The organism is Arthrobacter sp. Marseille-P9274 (assembly GCF_946892675.1).
Taxonomy (GTDB): Bacteria; Actinomycetota; Actinomycetes; order Actinomycetales; family Micrococcaceae; genus Crystallibacter.
Window position 1 is genome coordinate 1,947,084 of sequence record NZ_CAMPOV010000001.1, and the last position, 16,876, is coordinate 1,963,959.

General features: G+C 68.3%; 17 protein-coding genes. 3 read left to right on the forward strand and 14 right to left on the reverse strand.

Annotated features, from left to right (window positions below; genetic code table 11):
* Positions 1-66 precede the first annotated feature (66 nt).
* From OC550_RS08865 to OC550_RS08875, 3 genes are all read right to left on the reverse strand, one after another.
* Positions 67-3,105 (reverse strand): SMC family ATPase, encoded by a 3,039-nt coding sequence (locus tag OC550_RS08865; RefSeq protein WP_262105250.1) that lies wholly within the window; start codon positions 3,103-3,105, stop codon positions 67-69.
* Complete coding sequence (locus tag OC550_RS08870) at positions 3,102-4,262, reverse strand: exonuclease SbcCD subunit D (RefSeq protein ID WP_262105252.1); 1,161 nt, start codon at positions 4,260-4,262, stop codon at positions 3,102-3,104. Before OC550_RS08870 ends, OC550_RS08865 begins: the two co-directional genes overlap by 4 nt.
* Before the next feature lie 93 nt (positions 4,263-4,355).
* Positions 4,356-5,357, reverse strand: coding sequence for an MIP/aquaporin family protein (locus OC550_RS08875; RefSeq protein ID WP_262105254.1), 1,002 nt, complete (start codon positions 5,355-5,357; stop codon positions 4,356-4,358).
* A gap of 135 nt (positions 5,358-5,492) precedes the next feature.
* On the opposite strand from OC550_RS08875, the gene OC550_RS08880 reads away from it, so the two are divergent.
* Both OC550_RS08880 and OC550_RS08885 read left to right on the forward strand, forming a co-directional pair.
* Positions 5,493-6,605, forward strand: coding sequence for an ADP-ribosylglycohydrolase family protein (locus tag OC550_RS08880; protein WP_262105256.1), 1,113 nt, complete (start codon positions 5,493-5,495; stop codon positions 6,603-6,605).
* 30 nt (positions 6,606-6,635) lie between these two features.
* Complete coding sequence (locus tag OC550_RS08885) at positions 6,636-7,562, forward strand: SDR family NAD(P)-dependent oxidoreductase (protein ID WP_262105258.1); 927 nt, start codon at positions 6,636-6,638, stop codon at positions 7,560-7,562.
* Between the two features lie 63 nt (positions 7,563-7,625).
* Here OC550_RS08885 and OC550_RS08890 read toward each other — a convergent pair whose 3' ends face one another.
* From OC550_RS08890 to OC550_RS08905, 4 genes are all read right to left on the reverse strand, one after another.
* Positions 7,626-8,639, reverse strand: coding sequence for an exonuclease domain-containing protein (locus OC550_RS08890; RefSeq protein WP_262105259.1), 1,014 nt, complete (start codon positions 8,637-8,639; stop codon positions 7,626-7,628).
* 118 nt (positions 8,640-8,757) lie between these two features.
* The gene (locus OC550_RS08895; protein WP_262105261.1) at positions 8,758-9,420 is read right to left on the reverse strand and encodes a hypothetical protein; all 663 of its coding nucleotides are present in this window, start codon (positions 9,418-9,420) and stop codon (positions 8,758-8,760) included.
* Positions 9,421-9,443: 23 nt separating this feature from the next.
* A complete protein-coding gene (locus OC550_RS08900; protein WP_262105263.1) occupies positions 9,444-10,388 on the reverse strand; it encodes an ABC transporter ATP-binding protein in 945 nt (314 codons plus the stop codon).
* On the reverse strand, positions 10,385-10,774 hold the full coding sequence (locus OC550_RS08905; RefSeq protein WP_262106299.1) for a GntR family transcriptional regulator: 390 nt from the start codon (positions 10,772-10,774) through the stop codon (positions 10,385-10,387). Before OC550_RS08905 ends, OC550_RS08900 begins: the two co-directional genes overlap by 4 nt.
* A 399-nt stretch (positions 10,775-11,173) precedes the next feature.
* Between OC550_RS08905 and OC550_RS08910 the strand changes: the two genes are divergently transcribed.
* Positions 11,174-11,728, forward strand: a complete 555-nt coding sequence (locus OC550_RS08910; protein ID WP_262105265.1) for an HAD-IA family hydrolase — start codon at positions 11,174-11,176, stop codon at positions 11,726-11,728.
* Positions 11,729-11,821: 93 nt separating this feature from the next.
* Here OC550_RS08910 and OC550_RS08915 read toward each other — a convergent pair whose 3' ends face one another.
* The 7 genes from OC550_RS08915 to clpS form a co-directional block, all read right to left on the reverse strand.
* Positions 11,822-12,493 carry a DedA family protein gene (locus OC550_RS08915; RefSeq protein WP_262105267.1) on the reverse strand — a complete coding sequence of 224 codons (672 nt, stop codon included), beginning with the start codon at positions 12,491-12,493 and terminating at the stop codon, positions 11,822-11,824.
* Positions 12,494-12,614: 121 nt separating this feature from the next.
* A complete protein-coding gene (gene rdgB, locus OC550_RS08920; RefSeq protein WP_262105269.1) occupies positions 12,615-13,232 on the reverse strand; it encodes an RdgB/HAM1 family non-canonical purine NTP pyrophosphatase in 618 nt (205 codons plus the stop codon).
* Positions 13,225-14,010 carry a ribonuclease PH gene (gene rph, locus OC550_RS08925; RefSeq protein ID WP_262105271.1) on the reverse strand — a complete coding sequence of 262 codons (786 nt, stop codon included), beginning with the start codon at positions 14,008-14,010 and terminating at the stop codon, positions 13,225-13,227. The genes rdgB and rph overlap by 8 nt, the downstream gene beginning before the upstream one ends.
* Before the next feature lie 22 nt (positions 14,011-14,032).
* The gene (locus OC550_RS08930) at positions 14,033-14,827 is read right to left on the reverse strand and encodes an MBL fold metallo-hydrolase (protein ID WP_262105273.1); all 795 of its coding nucleotides are present in this window, start codon (positions 14,825-14,827) and stop codon (positions 14,033-14,035) included.
* A complete protein-coding gene (gene murI, locus OC550_RS08935) occupies positions 14,824-15,795 on the reverse strand; it encodes a glutamate racemase (protein WP_262105275.1) in 972 nt (323 codons plus the stop codon). Before murI ends, OC550_RS08930 begins: the two co-directional genes overlap by 4 nt.
* Positions 15,796-15,922: 127 nt before the next feature.
* Positions 15,923-16,498, reverse strand: a complete 576-nt coding sequence (locus OC550_RS08940) for a DUF2017 domain-containing protein (RefSeq protein WP_262105280.1) — start codon at positions 16,496-16,498, stop codon at positions 15,923-15,925.
* Positions 16,499-16,500: 2 nt separating this feature from the next.
* Positions 16,501-16,854: an ATP-dependent Clp protease adapter ClpS gene (gene clpS, locus OC550_RS08945; RefSeq protein ID WP_262105282.1), complete on the reverse strand. Its 354-nt coding sequence runs from the start codon at positions 16,852-16,854 to the stop codon at positions 16,501-16,503.
* Positions 16,855-16,876: the final 22 nt, after the last annotated feature.

The following is a 16,876-nucleotide window of genomic DNA, read 5'->3' on the forward strand; positions in this document are numbered from 1 at the left end:
TACGCGGACTATCATACCTGCCCCGGGTGCCCGTCGCGGGGCCCGGCGGCGTCGGGCTGGCCCGCACTATTGGGCAGCGGCAAGCACCGTCTGGGCGGTCGACCCGTGGCGGCCCTTCGTGACCCGCAACTGCGCACCGATCCGCTGCTTCATCTCGGCGACGTGGCTGACCAGGCCGACGACCCGCCCGCCGTCCCGCAGTCCTTCGAGGGCGTCCATCACCTGCTCGAGCGACTGCTCGTCGAGACTGCCGAAACCCTCATCAACGAACAGCGTTTCGATGTCGATGCCGCCGGATTCGGCCTGCACCACGTCGGCGAGCCCGAGTGCCAGGGCCAACGACGCCATGAAGGATTCGCCGCCGGACAGCGTGGCCGTGTCCCGCCGCAGCCCGGTCCATTCGTCGCTCACGTGCAGCCCCAGCCCGGACTTCTTGTTGCCGGACTTCGAGTCATCGTGCACCAGGGTGTAGCGGCCATCCGTCATGGCGTTAAGCCGTTCCGATGCTGCCGCGGCAATCTGTTCGAGCCTGGCCGCCAGCACGTAGGTGGCCAGCGTCATTTTGCGGTCGTTGTCCCCCAGGCCGCGCACGGTGTCTGCGACCGACCTGACGAGTTCGAAGCGTTCCTCGACCGGCCGCAGGCGGGCCAGTTGCTCCGCGAGCCGGGTTCGGTAGCCCGCCAACTGTTCCTGCGCGGCCTTCACCATCCCGAGGCGCACCGCTTCCCGGCGGATCTCCTCGTCCAGCGCGCGCGCCTGCTGCCGGGCCGCTTCGACGTCTTCGGCCTTCGGGAGGCTCACGTTGTTTTCGGCTGCCGCCCGGGCCCTGATGACAGCGGCCGATTCAGCCAGCAGCCGCAGCCGCTGGCCGGTTTCGTCGTAAGCCTTCCGGCGGCGCGTCAGGTCGGCAAGCGCCGCCTGGTCCAGCAGCGCGACGCGGGCTTCTTCTTCCGTGCCGAACTCCGATTCCGCCACCGCCGCGGCGAGTTCCTCCTCCGCCCGGTCGAGGGCCTGGCTTGCGTGGTCACGCTGGACCAGCAACTCCGTACACGCGGTGATCAGCCGCTCGAGCCGGGTAAGTTCGGCCACTCGGTCCTGGAGCTGGCCGCCTTCCGGCAGGACTTCGGCGAGCCTTCGTTCAAGCTCCGCGATACGGGTACGGGCGGACCTCAACTCGGATTCTGCCGTGGCCCGGTCCACGGCCGTTGCCGAAAGCTGCTGCTGCAGCGACTGCAACCGCCGGGCATTGTCCTGGATCTTTTCCTGGAGGTTCTCCAGCCGACGGCGTTCGGCGAGGGCGGCCTCCAGCCGTTCCTCGGCAGCGCGCACAGCATCGTCCGCTTCGTCCGGGGACGTCGTCCCGCCGCGTGAAGCCAAGACCGAGAGCTCCTGCTCCAGCGCGGAGCAGGCTTGCTGCGCTGCCACATGCCGGGCTTCGGCTTCCGCGTGCCGGCTCCGTGCCTGCCCTTCCTGCTCGCGGGTGACAAGTCCATCCCGATCAGGCTCCGCCGGGGCCGGGTGTTCGGTTCCGCCACACACCGGGCAAGGGCCGCCTGCTGTCAGTGTCTCTGCCAGTTCCGCGGCGGCCTGTTCCAGCCGCCGCTCCAGCAGCTGCAGCCAGCCCTGCTTAAGGTCGAGCTGCTCTGCCTGGGCCAGGTCGCGGCGCCGACGGGCGTCCTCGGTCCTGCGGCCACAGTCGGCGTAGGCAGCGACGGCTTCCCTGATGTCCTTCGCCTGGTCCACCCTTTCGGCCAGCAAAGCCGGATCCTGCGGGAGCCGCTCGACGGATTCAAGCTGCGACTGAAGCAGCACCTGTTCCTGCTCCGCCTCCCGCTGCCCCTTTTCCGCCGCTTCCAGCTGTGCCCGCAGGTCTGCGACGTGCCGGTCCTTCCGCAGCCCGGCTTCCTTGGCTTCTGCCAGCCGCTCCGCCTCGGGGAGCATGGCGCGGGCACGGCCGAGCTCGTCCGAAAGCTGCCTCGAGATACCGTCCAGCAGATCCTTGCCCCCGCGGTCCGGTTCCGGGCGGTCCGCTGCGAAGTGCGGATAGAGCCTGTGGGCCTGCGCGGCGTCCGAGCTCTCGAAGAAGTCCTTGGTGGCCTGCTCCACTGCCCGGGCTGCCTGGTCCCGGTGCCGGATCGGCGCCGCGAGCAGTTCCGCGGCCCGGTGCGCTTCCAGCGTCCCCATGAGCTCGGCGTGCGCTGTGGCACCTGCCCGGTGGGCGGCCGCCAGCTTCTCCATGCCGGCCAGTTCGGCGGCATCGGCCAGGGCGCGTTCCTGGACGACAATGGCGTCCTGCAGCCGTTGGACCTGCTGCCGCCCGTCATCCACTGCGGACCGGCCAACGGCGGCCTTCTCCGCCAACGCTCCTTCCAAGAACTGGAACAGGTCCTCATCCGGCAGCGATTCCGCGGGCAGCGCGTCCTCAGGCAAGTGGCGCTGCGCTTCTTCCAACGCCCGGGCCCGGAGCTGGCCGATGCCCGCCCCGGCGGCCTCGTAGGCTGTCCTCGCTTTGGCCGCTTCGTCCGCGAGCAACTGCTCTACCGTTTCGAAGCGCTCAGTATTGAACAGGCGCTGCAGCAGCGGCCGCCGGTCTTTGGCGTCGGCCCGCAGGAAGGCCGCGAAGTCTCCCTGCGGAAGCAGCACTACCTTGGTGAACTGCTCGAGGCTCATGCCGAGGATGGCCAGGAGTTCGGAACCAGCTTCATCATTGCGCCAGGTCTTCGGGATCCATGCGCCATCCGCCTTTTCGCGGAGCAGGGTCAGCGCCTTCTCCGTCACGGACCCCTTGCGGGAGCGGCTGGAGGGCCGTTCCCACTGGGGGCTGCGCGTCACTTCAAAACGCCGGTTGCGGGCGCTGAACTCGCAGACGACTTCCGGGACGGCGTCCGGAGCCGCGTGGTCGCTGCGCAGCCGCTTGCCCTGCTGCCGCGCGCCGGGAACCGAGCCGTAAAGTGCGAAGCAGACAGCGTCCAGGATGCTTGTCTTGCCGGCGCCGGTGGGTCCGTTCAGCAGGAACAGTCCCTGGCTGCTGAGCTCATCGAAGTCAATGACTTCGCGTCCCGCGAAGGGCCCGAACGCCTGGATCTCGAGGCGGTGGATCCTCATGCCGACACCTCCGCGGCTGCCGCTCCGGCCAGCGTGTCCCGGAGGAGTTCCCGCTCCGCGTCGTTGGCATCGCGGGAACGGACGTGGTCGAGGAAGCCACAGCAGAGCTCAAGGTCATTCCGGGCCTCGGCGATCCTCCGGCTGTAGCTCATCGCCGCCTTCTCCGGCGGGGAGGCTGGCTCGAAGGACAGCATCAGCGTGTCGGCGAATCGCTGGCGAAGGCGTTCCATGGCCTTGGCCGGGCGCTCGTCGTCAGTCAGAGTGATCTGGCAGTAGGCGTCCTCTGCCCAGGCGTAGTCGGGTGAAGCCAGCAGTTCCTCCAAGGTTCCCTTCAACACCGCCAGGCGCCGGGCCGCGGGCCAGTTCACCGGCTCGACCGAGGTAAGTCCGTCCCCGGCGAATTCCAGGATGAATCCGCCCTTCTCGTGCCCCGCTTCGGAAAACGAGTAGGGCAGCGGCGAGCCGGAATAGCGGACCGTGTCGCTCAGTTTCTGGCGTCCGTGCAGATGGCCCAGTGCCGCGTAGTCCAGCCCGTCGAACAGATCGAGCGGAACTGCCCCGACGCCGCCGATGCTGAGGTCCCGTTCGCTGTCTGAGGTCAGGCCTCCGCTGGCGAAGGTGTGGGCCATGACGAGCGAATGTACGCGCCCCTTCGAGCGCCTGGCCTCGAGGTCATCCCGCACCCGGTCGAGGGCGGCGCGGGTCACCGCGGCGTGGCTGGGAACCGAAGCCCCGAGTTCTTCCGCGGTCAGCCGGGGTTCGAGATAAGGAATGCCGTAGACGGCCAACGTAGCCGTCCCGAGGTCCAGTTCGACCGGAATGGCCAGCTGGTCCAGCCTGGTACGCAAATGCACGCCGCCGTGGGCCAGGATCTCCGATCCGAACCCGAGCCGGGACGCGGAGTCATGGTTGCCGCTGCTGAGGATGACGGCCGCGCCCGCCTCCCGAATCCGGGAGAGCGTTTCCGAAAAGAGCGTCACTGCGTCCACCCCGGGCAGCGCACGGTCATAGACATCCCCGGCGATCAGCACAACATCGATACCCCGACTGCTGACCGTTTCAAGCAGCTGGTCGACGAAATGCCGTTGCGCAGCGAGCATGCCGACGCCGTGGAACGATCGGCCGAAATGCCAGTCGGATGTGTGCAGTAACCTCATGCCTTCAACGCTATCCGCGCCCTCCGACAGTTTTGCGCAAGCAGGGGCGGCACGTCCGCATTTGGTCGTGCCGCCCCTGCCCTGGCTGCCGCCTTACTTTTCCTGGTCCCGCTTGCTGCCTGCCCCGCCGTCGAAGAAGTCGCGTGCCTCCTCGGCGCCGCGGTCGTCCTTCGCGGCGGCCTGAGCCTCCGCGGCGGGGGCGGAAGAGGCTGCGGAAGAGACGGCTGGCCGGCCGGCATCACGGGTATCGGCGGCAACCGGGGTTCCGGCAGGGGCCTGCTCCTGCACCGTGTCCTCCGGCGCCTCGACTGCCGCGTCGTCCTCGGCCTTGGCCGGCGGGACCGTCTCGGCGCTGCGGTACAGCAGGCCGGCGATGACGGCGCCCAGCAGCGGGGCGACCCAGAAGAGCCAGAGTTCGCCCAGCGCGGCCGGCTCGGCGAAGTACACACCGGCCGTGGAACGGGCCGGGTTCATGCCCGCGTTGGAGATCGGAATGAGGACCGCGGACAAGACTGCGAACGCGAAGCCGACGGCGTAGGGCGCGCCGCGCAGCCGCTCCTTCGAGGAAGTCGCGCCGAGATAGACGGCGACGAGGACGGCCGTGGCAATGGTCTCGGCAAGGAAAACTCCGGCCAGGCCGAAGCCCAGCTCGTCGCCGCTGGCATACTTGTTCGCCACCGAGCTGAACACCTGTGCGGCCTGGCTGCCCACGGGATGGCTGAGCATCACGACCCACAGCACCACGGCCGCCAGCGACGTGCCGGCCAGCTGAGCGATGACGTACGGGAGGACGCTCTTCCAGCGGGTCCGCCCGGCGAGCGCGCTGCCCAGCGTGATGGCGGGATTGAAGTGGCCGCCGGAGATATACCCGAAGGCCAGCATCCCCGCGACGACGGCGAGGCCGAAGCCGAACGGAACGGCGAATCCGCCCTGGGGATTGAACATGCCGATGCCCATGGCGCCGAAGAACAACAGGAAAGCCCCGGCGGCCTCGGCTGCAATGCGGGCCGACAGCCCGTAGCCCTCACCCAGGCGGAGCGGGCGCGCAGCCGCGGGTCCTGCCGCCTCCGGTCGCGCGGTCTGGTCTGCCGACATGTAGTAAGTACCTCCTCGGACCGGCCCGACGCCGGCATTTTGAACACAAACGGTTACAGCGTTTCACCGCTGACTGGGAATTTGCTGAACGCCTGCTGGGCCAAAGGCTCCGGGCCTCCCTCATAGACTGGTCTGGTGAACGACGCCCAGCACCCCGCGGAATCCGGCCTCCCTTCCCCAGCCACCCCGAATTCGTCCGGCACGGCCGGTCCCACTGGTTTCCCGTCGCGCGTGCGCGGATGCCTGCTCGGGGGCTCACTCGGCGACCAGCTGGGCTATCCGGTCACCGCAAGCAGCCTGGCAGGCATCAGGATCCGGTTCGGAGCCGAGGGCCTGCGCGGCTTCGACCAACTGCCCGACGGCGCCCGCATTTCCGGCACGACGCAGCTGGCGCTCTACACGGTGGATGCGCTCGTCGAGGCGCTCGAGTGGGCAAATTCCGGCACTGCCGCCGACGAGACCGCGTGCCTGTGGCTTTCCTATTTGCGCTGGTACGCCGGCCAGGAAGGCAGGTTCCCGGAGACGGCACCGCAGCCCCTGCCTCGCTGGATCGACGAACGGCAGCTACTGCATGAGCGGCGCTCCCCCAGCGCTGCCTGCCTGGCGGCCTTGGCCACGGGCGAGATGGGCAGCCGCGTCCGGCCGCTGAATCCCGCGGCCGAGGGCGCCGAGAGCGTTGCCCGGTCCGCAGCCTTCGGGCTGCTGCCGCATGTGGCGCCCGAATTCGCCGCCCGCCTCGCGGTTCACGGCGCCGCGTTGACCCACGGGCATCCAGTGGCGCAGCAGGGCGCGGCGGCCTTCAGCGGCATGATCCGGCTCCTCGCCCACGAGGGTGCCTCACCGGCCCGGGCCGCGGCGGCGGTGCTGGCGGGCTTGGAATCCGACCCCGAGGCCTCCCGCCTGGCCGGCCGGCTGCGGGCCGCCCTTCGGCTAGGAGAGTCGGGACAGGTACCGACGGAGGAGCGCCGGGACGCGCTCGGTGCCGGTCTGGCCGCCGACGAAGCCCTCGCCGTCGCGCTGTACGCGGTCCTGGTCGGGGAGGACCCGGACCCGCAGGAGCACTTCCGTTCCACTCTGGCCCTGGCCATCAACGACGACGGCGACAGTTCCTCCGTCGGCAGCATTGCCGGCAGCCTGCTCGGCGCCTACTACGGAGAGGCGGCGCTGCCGCCGGCATGGCTCGCCAGTGCCGAGGGGACCGAGGAGGTCACCGCAATGGCTGCCCTCTTCCTGGCCCAGACCGCCTGACCCCGGGCCCGGCCCGCCTAGGAGTATCGCGTGAACGAAGCGCACGACCCCACGGACATCCCGCCGCTGCATGGACGGACCATCGTGGTGACCGGCGGCAACGCCGGACTGGGCTATTTCGCCTCGGAGCAGCTGGCGGCAGCCGGAGCCCATGTGGTCATCGCGGCGCGGAATCAGTCCAGGGCCGCCGCCGCGGCGGCCGCCATCACTGCGCGCATTCCCGGCGCGCGGATCAGCTGCGAACCACTCGATCTGGCCAGCCTGGACTCGGTCCACACTGCAGTTGCGTCCTTGGCCCGCCTCGAGCGGATCGATGCGCTGCTGGCCAACGCTGGGGTCATCGGATCACCCACTCGACGGGACACGGCAGACGGTTTCGAGCTGCAGTTCGGCACCAACCACCTGGGCCACTACGCGCTGATCTGCGGCCTCCTGCCTGAGCTTGAGCGGCACCGTGCCCGGATCGTCCACGTCGGCAGCATCAGCCACCGGTGGGTCCGGCCTGGCTTCCGCTCCGCCGCCCATCCGGAGAGCTACTCCAGCTACCGCCAGTACGCGCTGTCCAAGCTCGCCGTCATGAGCTTCGGCTTCGAGCTGGCCTGCCTCCTCGAGCTGTCCGGCTCCAGCGTCAGTTCCGTGGTGGCACATCCCGGCTACGCCCGCAGCATGTTCACGCCTTCCAGGCCGGGGATCGAGGTGCGGCCGCATCCGGGCCGGATGCAGCGGTTGCTGGCCCGCCCGTTTGCCCAAGGCAAGGACGACGGCGCGACGCCGCTGGTGCACGCTGTCGGCGGCCCGGATGTACGCAGCGGCGAGTACTGGGGGCCGGACGGTTTCTTCCAGCTCACCGGGCGGCCGGCACTGGTCCGGCCGCGGCCGCACGCGCTCGAGCGCAATGCGGCGTCCCGCCTGATCGACCTTTCGCGCGACCTGACCGGGTCCCGGCTCCCGCTGTAGGCCGGGCGGCCCCGGCAGCGTCGCCGGTTTGGCCGACCCGGAAGCCTTCCGGAAGCACGCCGCCTAGGCGCTGGCCGCCGGCCATTCGCCGCCGAGCATCTGCAGGAACTCGCCCTCGGAAAGGACTTCGATCTGCTGGCCCCGGCCGTGCAGCTGGAGCACCTTCTGCGCCTTGGCGGTGATGCGGCCGCGCTTGAGGTCCGCTGCAACAAAACCGTCCCCCACCACCAGCACGGTGGTCTTCCGGGTGACGCTGCTGGCCGGCTGCGCGCCGAGGGCGGCGGCGCGGCTCTTGGCCTGCTGCCGCTCGATGCCCAGGTTGCCGGTGAAGACCACGGTCTGGCCGTACAGCGGGTGGGTCCCGTCCGCCTCCGTGTTGGCCGGCGGATTGGCCCCCTCCTGCGGCCAGTAGGCCCAGGCGGTCTGCGGCACCGGACCGCCCGCCTGCAGTTCCTGCCGCTCGCGGGCCGCCAGGGTGGGCTTGGAGACGCCGTCCCGTCCCGGCAGGTACTCCTGCAACCGGGACGCCGAAAGCTTCAGCCCCAGGAGCAGTTCCGCCACGCTCGAGGCCTGGTGTCGTCCGGCGATGTCGATCATGATGCCGGCGCAGGCGCGCGCGTCCTCGACCGCGTCGTGGTGGTTGCGCAGCGGCACTCCGGCGGCCTCGGCCACGAAGGGCAGCGAATAGGACACCAGGGAGTAGCTCCGCCGGGAGAGGATGACCGTGCAGGCATAGTCGTACGCCGGCCCGGCCAGCTCGGATACTTCCAGCGCCGAGCGGATGACGCCGAGGTCGAAGGCGGCGTTGTGTGCCACGACCAGGTCGCCGCCGATGAAGCCTGCCATTTCGGGAAACACATCGCCGAACCGCGGTTTGTCCGCGACCATGTCCGCGGTGATGCCGTGGATCTGCACGTTGCGGGGATCGAAGCGGTCGAATCCTTCCGGCGGACGCATGAGCCAGGAAGCTTCCTCGACGACGTTGCCGTCCCTGACCTTGCTCAGCCCTACCGAACATGGGGAGCCCCGGAATCCGTTTGCTGTCTCGAAGTCGATGGCCGTGAACTCAATTCCCACGTCGCCAAGACTACCCGCCGACTCGGACAGTCACGGGGAGGCACGACGACGGCGGCCGGCCCTCAGGGAACCCCTGGTCCCTCAAGCCCGGCCGCCGCCGTCGTACTTTCACGCTGGCTCAGGGCGTGGCCCGGCGCAGCGTCAGATAGGAACCGCAGGCCAGCACGGCGCAGAACAGCGAGGCCCAGGCGGAAACACTCAGCGGGGTCTGCGCCACGAACCACGCGCCGACCTCCGGCCACCAGCCCTGCCACGTGGTCAACGCCACAAGCCCCAGCAGCACGACGGCCACGGCGGCCCACACCACCAGCATGCCGGTCGCCCGCCAGCGCTTGTAGACCGTGGCGAACCAGAAACCGATCATGAACAGGGCGACCATGGCGATGAAGTAGAAGTAAATCTGCACCGGCGCCGGCTCACCGGCCAGCCATCCCAGCGCGTAGAGCTGGCCGTTCAGACCCCAGCCGTCCGTGGCCTTCTCGATCAGGCCCAGGATGTAGTAGAGGACGCTGATGGCCAGCGCCACCACGGCGAACAGCCCTACGGTTCCGAGGTAGAACGTCCGCCGGCTGACGCTCATGGCCTGGGAGAACGGGAACGTCAGCGTCATCGACATGATGCCGAGCGCCAGGAAATACCACATCACGGACTGGGCAGCGCCCGAGTAGATGATCTCGCCGCCGCTGGGAACGATCGCCCAGATGGCATAGGTAATGAGGAACGCGCTGGCCATGATGATCGCGGGGATGCCCAGGTACGTCCATTTATTGATCAGCTGCATGCGTGCAACATTGACCACGCGGTTCATCTCGTTGCCTCCAGTTCAGGGTCGTTCTCCCGCTCCACCGCGGCGAGGTCCGTCCCCGTCGCGGCCATGGTTTTCCGGACGATCAGCTGCTGCAGGGTGACAGGCGCCAGTTCAAGTCCGAGTTCGCCCGCCTCGGCGCGTTCCTGCGCACTCAGCCGGGCTTCGATGGTGACCGAGGCCAGCGAGGCAAACGCCTCGCGGTGAAGCACGGTCCGGCCCGCCGTGAACCCGTCGACCAGCGCGGCCGGTCCGACCACGGTCACCGCAGAGCCCCGAATGGATTCGGCGTCCTCGTCGACGAGGATGCGGCCCTTGTCGATGAGGATCACGTGCTCCAGCAGGTTCGCTACCTCATCGATCAGGTGCGAGGAGAGGACGATGGTGCGCGGGTGCTCGGTGAAGTCCTGCACCAGCCGGTCGTAGAAGATCTGCCGCGCGACCGCGTCGAGGCCCAGGTACGGCTCATCGAAGAACGTGATTTCGGCGCGCGAGGCGAGGCCGATAATGACGCCGACCGCGGAGAGCTGCCCGCGCGAGAGCTTCTTGATCCGCCGCTTGGCCGGCAGCTGGAATTCCTCGACCAGGCGGTCCGCAAAGGCCTGGTCCCAGCCGCCGAAAAACATCGAGGCAGCCTTGAAGGCCTGCGCGGCGGTGAAGTCGTCCGGGTACTTCTGCGATTCCCGGATGAAGCAGATCCGGCTCAGGACGCCATCGTTCTCGTATGGACGCTGGCCGAAGACCCGCACCTCCCCCGAGGTCTGGAAATTCTGCGCCGTCAGCACGGACATCAAGGTGGTCTTGCCGGCGCCGTTGCGGCCCAGCAGTCCGTAGATCTTGCCGCCCTCAAGGGTCAGGTCGACACTGTCGAGCGCGAGCGAGTCCTTGTACTTCTTGCTGACATTGCGCACGCTGATGACTTCAGGTGTGGCTGTGCCGGTCACTGTGCAACGCTCCCCTCAGGTAGTTGTGTACCGCTATCGCTCCGGCCAAGCATCTGCATCAGCTGCTCGGAAGTAATGCCCAGTTTTCGCGCTTCCCGGGTCAGCGGCTGCACGTACTGGCGGAAGAACTCTTCCCGCCGCCGTTCCAGCAGCTTCGCCCGGGACCCGGCTGCGACGAACATGCCGATCCCCCTTTTCTTGTAGAGCAGGCCCTCATCCACGAGCCTGCCCACTCCCTTGGCCGCCGTCGCCGGATTGATCCGGTAGAAGGCAGCAAACTCATTGGTCGACGGGACCTGGCTTTCCTCCGCCAGCGTCCCGTCGACGATGTCGTTTTCGATCCGTTCGGCGATCTGCACGAAGATCGGACGCGAGTCGTCAATCAGCACCTCCGTCCTCCTTTCGTTTGCACGCCCTTGGTTGACCGGTGCAGTGGTTCATTACTTGTGTAAGTAACCATAGCACCTGGGGCGCCGCAGCGGTCAAGGGTGGGGATTGGGCCGGCGGTCAAGGGTGGGATTGGTCAGGCCGTCAATCAGGGATTGGCTTGGCGACCGGTGGCGGGCGGTGTCCTGTGGGCCGGTTCTCCGTCAGGGGCGGTAGTTCGCGCTACGGCCGCGGGAAGAACGACGACGGCGGGCAGCGGGTGCGGCGGGGTGGCAGGGGCAGGGCGGGACAAACCTTCACAGAGTGTTTACGTCAGAGCTGCGCGCCGTGCCGGCCGAGGTCTACTCTGGTCCCATGGACAACCGACCCGACCTCACTGGTACGTCTTCGACTACGGCATGGTTATCTCCACGGCGCCCGAAGATGCGGATTGGCTGGCGATGGAAGACGCCGCGGGACTGGAACTGCGGCATCCGGCCAGCACCTACTGGCGGCACCGGCGCGACTACGACGAGGGACGCTTGTCCTCGGTTGAATACTGGAGCCAGGTGCTGGGCGTTCCGGTGTCCCTGGGAAAGGCCGACGAGCTGGACTCCCTCGACGCGTTCCAGTGGTCCCACCTGAACCTGGACACCCTGGACGTGCTGGAACTGCTCAGCTCACGCTCCGCAGGATTGGCCGTCCTGTCCAATATGCCTGCGTCCATGGCCGACGAGTTCGACGGCGCCAGCTGGACCAAGTACTTCGCGCAGTCCTTCTACAGCTCCCGGATCGGCATGACGAAACCGCATCCCGGCGTCTTCCGGCACGTGGCGGCGGAGCTGGGCGCCGAGCCCTCGTCAATCGTCTTCATCGATGACAAGGCCGAGAACATCGCCGCCGCGGCGGCACTGGGCTTCAATACCGTGCACCATGTTCCGGGCACGGACCTGCTGCGAGAGCTGCAGCTCTAGGGCAAGCCGTGGGCTGCCAGCACCGGCTCTGAGTTCTCCGGGCGGGGGGCTGCCGCCAGCCGCCTACTCGAGCCGTCGGTCGCGAATCTGCCGTCAGGAGGCGGATTTCTTCCGGTTGCGCGTCTTGATGATTTTCGACGTGACCCAGTACGCGGCAAACAGTACGACGACGGCGATCACGATCTTCTGGAAGATGCCGGCATACTGCTCGACGACATGCCAGTTCTCGCCCAGGTAGAAACCGGCCAGGACGAAGATCGTGTTCCAGACCAGGCTGCCGGCTGCCGTGAGGCCGAGGAACTTCCAGATCGGCATGCGCTCGATGCCGGCCGGGATGGAGATCAGCGATCGGAAGATCGGGATCATTCGGCCAAAGAAGATCGCACTGTAGCCGTGCCGGTTGAACCACGCTTCCGTCCGCTCCACGTCCTCGACGTCCACCAGCGGCAGCTTGTCGGCGATGGCGAGCATCCGCCTGCGGCCCAACAACGCGCCGAGGCCGTAGAGTGCCAGGGCGCCGATGACCGAGCCCAAGGTCGTCCACAGCAGGGCCTCGAAGAGGCTGAAGTTTCCCCTGCTGGCGGTGAAGCCGGCCAGCGGCAGGATGACCTCGCTCGGCAGCGGCGGGAAGAGGTTCTCCAGCGCGATGGCCAGGCCCGCTCCGGGGGCACCGATCGTTTCCATCACATCGACGGCCCACTGGGCCACGCCGGTCAGGTGGGTGGATTCGGCGGACTGGGCGGCTACAGACGCGACGATACTCATAGTGCCTTCAAGTGTGCACCATGCTTCTGTCCCGCTGCCAACCGGCACCGGCCATCCGTGACGAAGGCCACGCGGCATGCCGCGCCGGTCCGCCGGGCTGTCCCGGCGGGGCGGCGCCTGGTCAGGAGAGGGCCTTGACCAGGTGCGGCAGCAGGGCCCGGAAGGCCTGGCCGCGGTGGCTGATGGCGTTCTTCTCCTCGGGGCTGAGTTCGGCGCAGCTGCGCTCCATCCCTTCGGGCTGCAGGATCGGATCGTAGCCGAACCCGTTGGTCCCGCGCGGCTCGGTCAGCAGGGTGCCCGCCAGGCGGCCTTCCTCAACTGCCTCCAGCTCCGGGGAAACCATGCTGGCCGCGCAGACGAACGCGGCGGTGCGGTGCGGCGCGGCGATGTCCGAAAGCTGGTCCAGCAGCAGGCGCAGGTTGGCGGCGTCGTCGCCGTGCGCGCCGGCCCAGCGCGCCGAGAAGATCCCGGGGGCGCCGCCGAGGATGTCCACGGCCAGGCCGGAGTCGTCCGCCACGGCCACCAGGCCCGTGGCTTCGAAGACCGCCCGGGCCTTCAGCAGCGAGTTTTCGGCGAACGTCACTCCGGTCTCGGGCACGTCCGGTGCTCCTGCGGCGGCGGCGTCGATGACCTGGCTATCCACGTCCAGTCCGGGGACCTGCCCGCGCAGCAGCTCGCGCAGTTCCCGCAGTTTGCCCTGGTTCCGGGTGGCCAGGACCAGTCTGGGCACCTCAGCCACGGATGACCTCGGCCAGCGTCTCGGTGAGGGTGTCGCGCTGGATCTGGGCCAGCTGCGCCGTCCCGGCCAGGGCCAGGTCCAGTAGGGCGTCCAGCTCCGCACGGTCGAACGGCGCGCCTTCGGCGGTGCCCTGGACTTCGACGAACTGCCCGGACCCGGTCACGACGACGTTCATGTCGGTCTCGGCGCGGACATCCTCGACGTACGGCAGGTCCAGCATGGGAACGCCGTCGATAATGCCGACGCTCACCGCGGCGACCGTATCCGTCAGCGGGCTCGCGCTGCGCGCCACAAGCTTGTTGTCCTTGGCCCAGCGCAGGGCGTCGGCCAGGGCCACGTAGGCCCCGGTGATGGCCGCGGTGCGGGTGCCGCCGTCGGCTTGCAGGACATCGCAGTCGAGCACGATCGTGTTCTCGCCCAGCGCCTTCAGGTCGATGATGGAGCGCAGGGACCGGCCGATCAGCCGCGAGATCTCATGGGTGCGCCCGCCGATCTTTCCCTTGACGGACTCGCGGTCGGAGCGGGTGTTGGTGGCCCGCGGCAGCATAGCGTACTCGGCCGTGACCCAGCCGCGGCCCTCGCCCTTGAGCCAGCGCGGCACGCCTGCGGTCAGGGAGGCGGTGCAGAGTACCCGGGTGTTGCCGAACTCGATCAGCGCCGAGCCTTCAGCCTGGTTGGACCAGCCGCGGGTGATGCTGATCGGCCGCAGCTGGTCCGGATTGCGTCCGTCGGCGCGGACGAGGGCGGGCGCGGAAGAGCTGCGTTCTACTGAAGTCATGGCTCTACCTTATCGGCAGACGCTAGATGATGTAGTTGACACCTGCCACGGCCACCGCGAGGTCGCCTGTATAGCTCTCGCGGGCTTCCTCGACCGTCCGCACCGAATCGTTCCAGGGCGGCAGGTGCGTCAGCAGCAGCCGCCGCACCGAGGCTTCGGTGGCGGTGGCCCCGGCGCGCTTGCCGGTGAGGTGGACGCCCTCGATCGCGTCGTCGCGTCCCTCGTGGAACGCCGCTTCGCACAGGAACATGTCCGAGCCGCGCGCCGCCTCGACCAGCGCGTCGCAGGCGTCCGTATCGCCGGAGTAGGTCAGCACACGGGTCACCGGGCCGTCGGAACCCGGCTCGGTGGCCTCGATGCGCATGGCGTAGGCCTCATCCACCGGGTGCCGGACGGGGTACGGGGTGATCGCGAACGGGCCGAGCTTGACGCTTTCGCGGTCGGCCCAGTGGTGGAACTCGAATTCCTCGGTCATCCCCGGATCCGGGTCGAGGCCGTACGCGGTGGCCATGCGCAGGGCCGTGTCGGCCGGGCCCCACACCGGAATGCGGCCCTTCGCCCAGCCGTCCGGGTTCCAGCGCACCGCGACGTGCAGGCCGCACAGGTCCATGCAGTGGTCCGGGTGCAGGTGGCTCAGGAAGATCGCGTCGATGTCCTCCAGTTCCATGTACCGCTGGGCTGTGCCGAGGGCACCGTTGCCGAGGTCCAGCAGGATCCGCCAGGTCCGCTCGCCGTCGTAGGCTGTGACCAAATAGCATGACGCCGGGGACAGCGGGCCCGGGAAGGAACCGCTGCAGCCGATCACGGTGAGGTTCATCCGCGCTCCCCTGCCCGTCCGTCGCCGGCCGCCCGGCCGCTGCCGGCCAGGGCGGAGTCGGCGCGGGCCGCGGCGATCATCTCGTCGGTGATGCGCGCGATGGCCCCGGTGGGGTACTGGGCGGAAACGTGGTCCACGTGCTCGACGGTGCGGACCTCGGGCCCCAGGAAGCGCCGGGCGAGCACTTCGAACTGGTCCGCATCGCCGGTGGCGATGAAGTGGTGCTGCGGCGGGACGCCGTCCTGCTGCAGCAGCCCGTGGCGGACCAGCGCACGGTACACGTCCTTCGCGGTCTCTTCGGCGCTGGAGACGAGCGTGACGTCGTCGCCCATCACGTAGGAGATCACTCCGGTCAGCAGCGGGTAGTGGGTGCAGCCGAGGACCAAGGTATCGACGCCGGCGTCCTGCAGCGGCGCGAGGTATCCCTGCGCCGTGCTCAGCAGCTCATCGCCTGCGGTCACGCCGGCCTCGACGTATTCGACGAACCGCGGACACGCGACCGAGGTCACCTCGAGGTGCGGAGCCGCGGCGAACGTATCTTCGTAGGCCCTCGAGCCCACCGTGGCCGAGGTGCCGATGACGCCGATCCGGCCGCTGCGGGTGGAGGCGACGGCGCGCCGTACCGCTGGTTGGATGACCTCGATCACCGGGATGCCATACCGGGCGGTGTACCGTTCCCGGGCGTCGCGGAGCACGGCGGCCGAGGCCGAGTTGCAGGCGATCACCAGCAGCTTGACGCCGGAGTCCACGAGTTCGTCCATCACGCCGAGCGCGTTCGCCCTGACCTCGGCGATGGGCAGGGGTCCGTAGGGGCCGTTCGCGGTATCCCCGACATAGAGGATCGACTCGTGCGGCAGCTGGTCGATGACCGCGCGTGCAACGGTCAGGCCTCCCACGCCCGAGTCGAAAATGCCGATGGGGGCAGAAGGTTGGATCGTTCGCGAAGCTGCACTGACATCCGGGCTCATGATCTATCGAGAATAGTTCCTGCGTCCGTCGTTGCAGAACCTGGAGGCGACCCGTGTAAGCCAACTCACACGGTTGTTTCCGCAGATAACGGGGTTGGCGTTGCTCCGCTCCGGCACGGGCAGCATCCTAGGCCCGCGATCCGGGATGGCGCAGGCCGGCCAGCAGCGACTGCATGAGAGACTCCTGCAGCCAGGTCAGGAAGTTGTAGACCAAGGCCAGGTAGGTCTGCAGGTCTTCGGCCTGGGACCAGTCGTCGATCTCGTGCAGCGCCTGGGCGTCTTCGTCCGTCTCGATGTCGAGCCGGTCGGCCAGCACCAAGCGGACGTCGTTGATGGCCCGGCCCAGCAGCTGCGCCTGTTCCGGAGTCAGCTGCAGAGGGTTCTGCTCCAGCAGCAGCGAGCCGGCCCGCAGGGCGGCCACCTTGTCCTCGCGGAGCGAGCGCTCCGTGAAGCGGCGGAACTCCAGGGATTCGTCGTCGTTATTCTTGACTCCGTCCGGAAGGAGGCGCAGCAACGCACTGTCCTCGGGCTTCGACGCCGTGGCGTCCAGCCCGACGAGTGCCGCCAGCGGGTCCTCGTCCGCCCGGTCCGCGGGCTCGAGCATGCCGATGACGTCATCGAAGAGCCGCCGGACCAGGTCCCGTTCGGCCCGCTCCAGCTCGCCGGTAATTCCTTTGCGCGTGTTCCTGAATGCCTTCGCCATGCCTATGCCTGGTTCGCCTTCTGGAAGGTGGCCCACAGCCCGAACGAATGCATGGCCTGCGTGTCCCGCTCCGCCTTCTCGCGTGTGCCGGTAGCGACCACGGACTTGCCCTCCTGATGCACCTGCAGCATCAGCGTGTTCGCTTTGGACTCCGGATAGCCGAAGTAGCTCTGGAAGACGTAGCTGACGTAGCTCATGAGGTTGACCGGATCATTCCAGACAAGGACAACCCACGGCACGTCCGTAGCGGTGTCCTCGCGGAGGAAGGTATCCCGCTCGGTTTCCGCTTCGACGTCAACAACCGTGTTTCCCACTACCCCGGACAGCGCTGGAACCAGCTCAATTGTTGATGACATGAATTCCATTGTAGGCCGGGAC

Excerpts from the sequence above, each read along its gene's own strand:
- OC550_RS08865 (WP_262105250.1), bottom strand. The coding sequence starts at position 3,105 with ATGAGGATCCACCGCCTCGAGATCCAGGCGTTCGGGCCCTTCGCGGGA.
- OC550_RS08870 (WP_262105252.1), bottom strand. The coding sequence starts at position 4,262 with ATGAGGTTACTGCACACATCCGACTGGCATTTCGGCCGATCGTTCCAC.
- OC550_RS08875 (WP_262105254.1), bottom strand. The coding sequence starts at position 5,357 with ATGTCGGCAGACCAGACCGCGCGACCGGAGGCGGCAGGACCCGCGGCT.
- OC550_RS08895 (WP_262105261.1), bottom strand. The coding sequence starts at position 9,420 with ATGCAGCTGATCAATAAATGGACGTACCTGGGCATCCCCGCGATCATC.
- OC550_RS08910 (WP_262105265.1), top strand. The coding sequence starts at position 11,174 with ATGGTTATCTCCACGGCGCCCGAAGATGCGGATTGGCTGGCGATGGAA.
- OC550_RS08915 (WP_262105267.1), bottom strand. The coding sequence starts at position 12,493 with ATGAGTATCGTCGCGTCTGTAGCCGCCCAGTCCGCCGAATCCACCCAC.
- rph (WP_262105271.1), bottom strand. The coding sequence starts at position 14,010 with ATGACTTCAGTAGAACGCAGCTCTTCCGCGCCCGCCCTCGTCCGCGCC.
- OC550_RS08930 (WP_262105273.1), bottom strand. The coding sequence starts at position 14,827 with ATGAACCTCACCGTGATCGGCTGCAGCGGTTCCTTCCCGGGCCCGCTG.
- murI (WP_262105275.1), bottom strand. The coding sequence starts at position 15,795 with ATGAGCCCGGATGTCAGTGCAGCTTCGCGAACGATCCAACCTTCTGCC.
- OC550_RS08940 (WP_262105280.1), bottom strand. The coding sequence starts at position 16,498 with ATGGCGAAGGCATTCAGGAACACGCGCAAAGGAATTACCGGCGAGCTG.
- clpS (WP_262105282.1), bottom strand. The coding sequence starts at position 16,854 with ATGTCATCAACAATTGAGCTGGTTCCAGCGCTGTCCGGGGTAGTGGGA.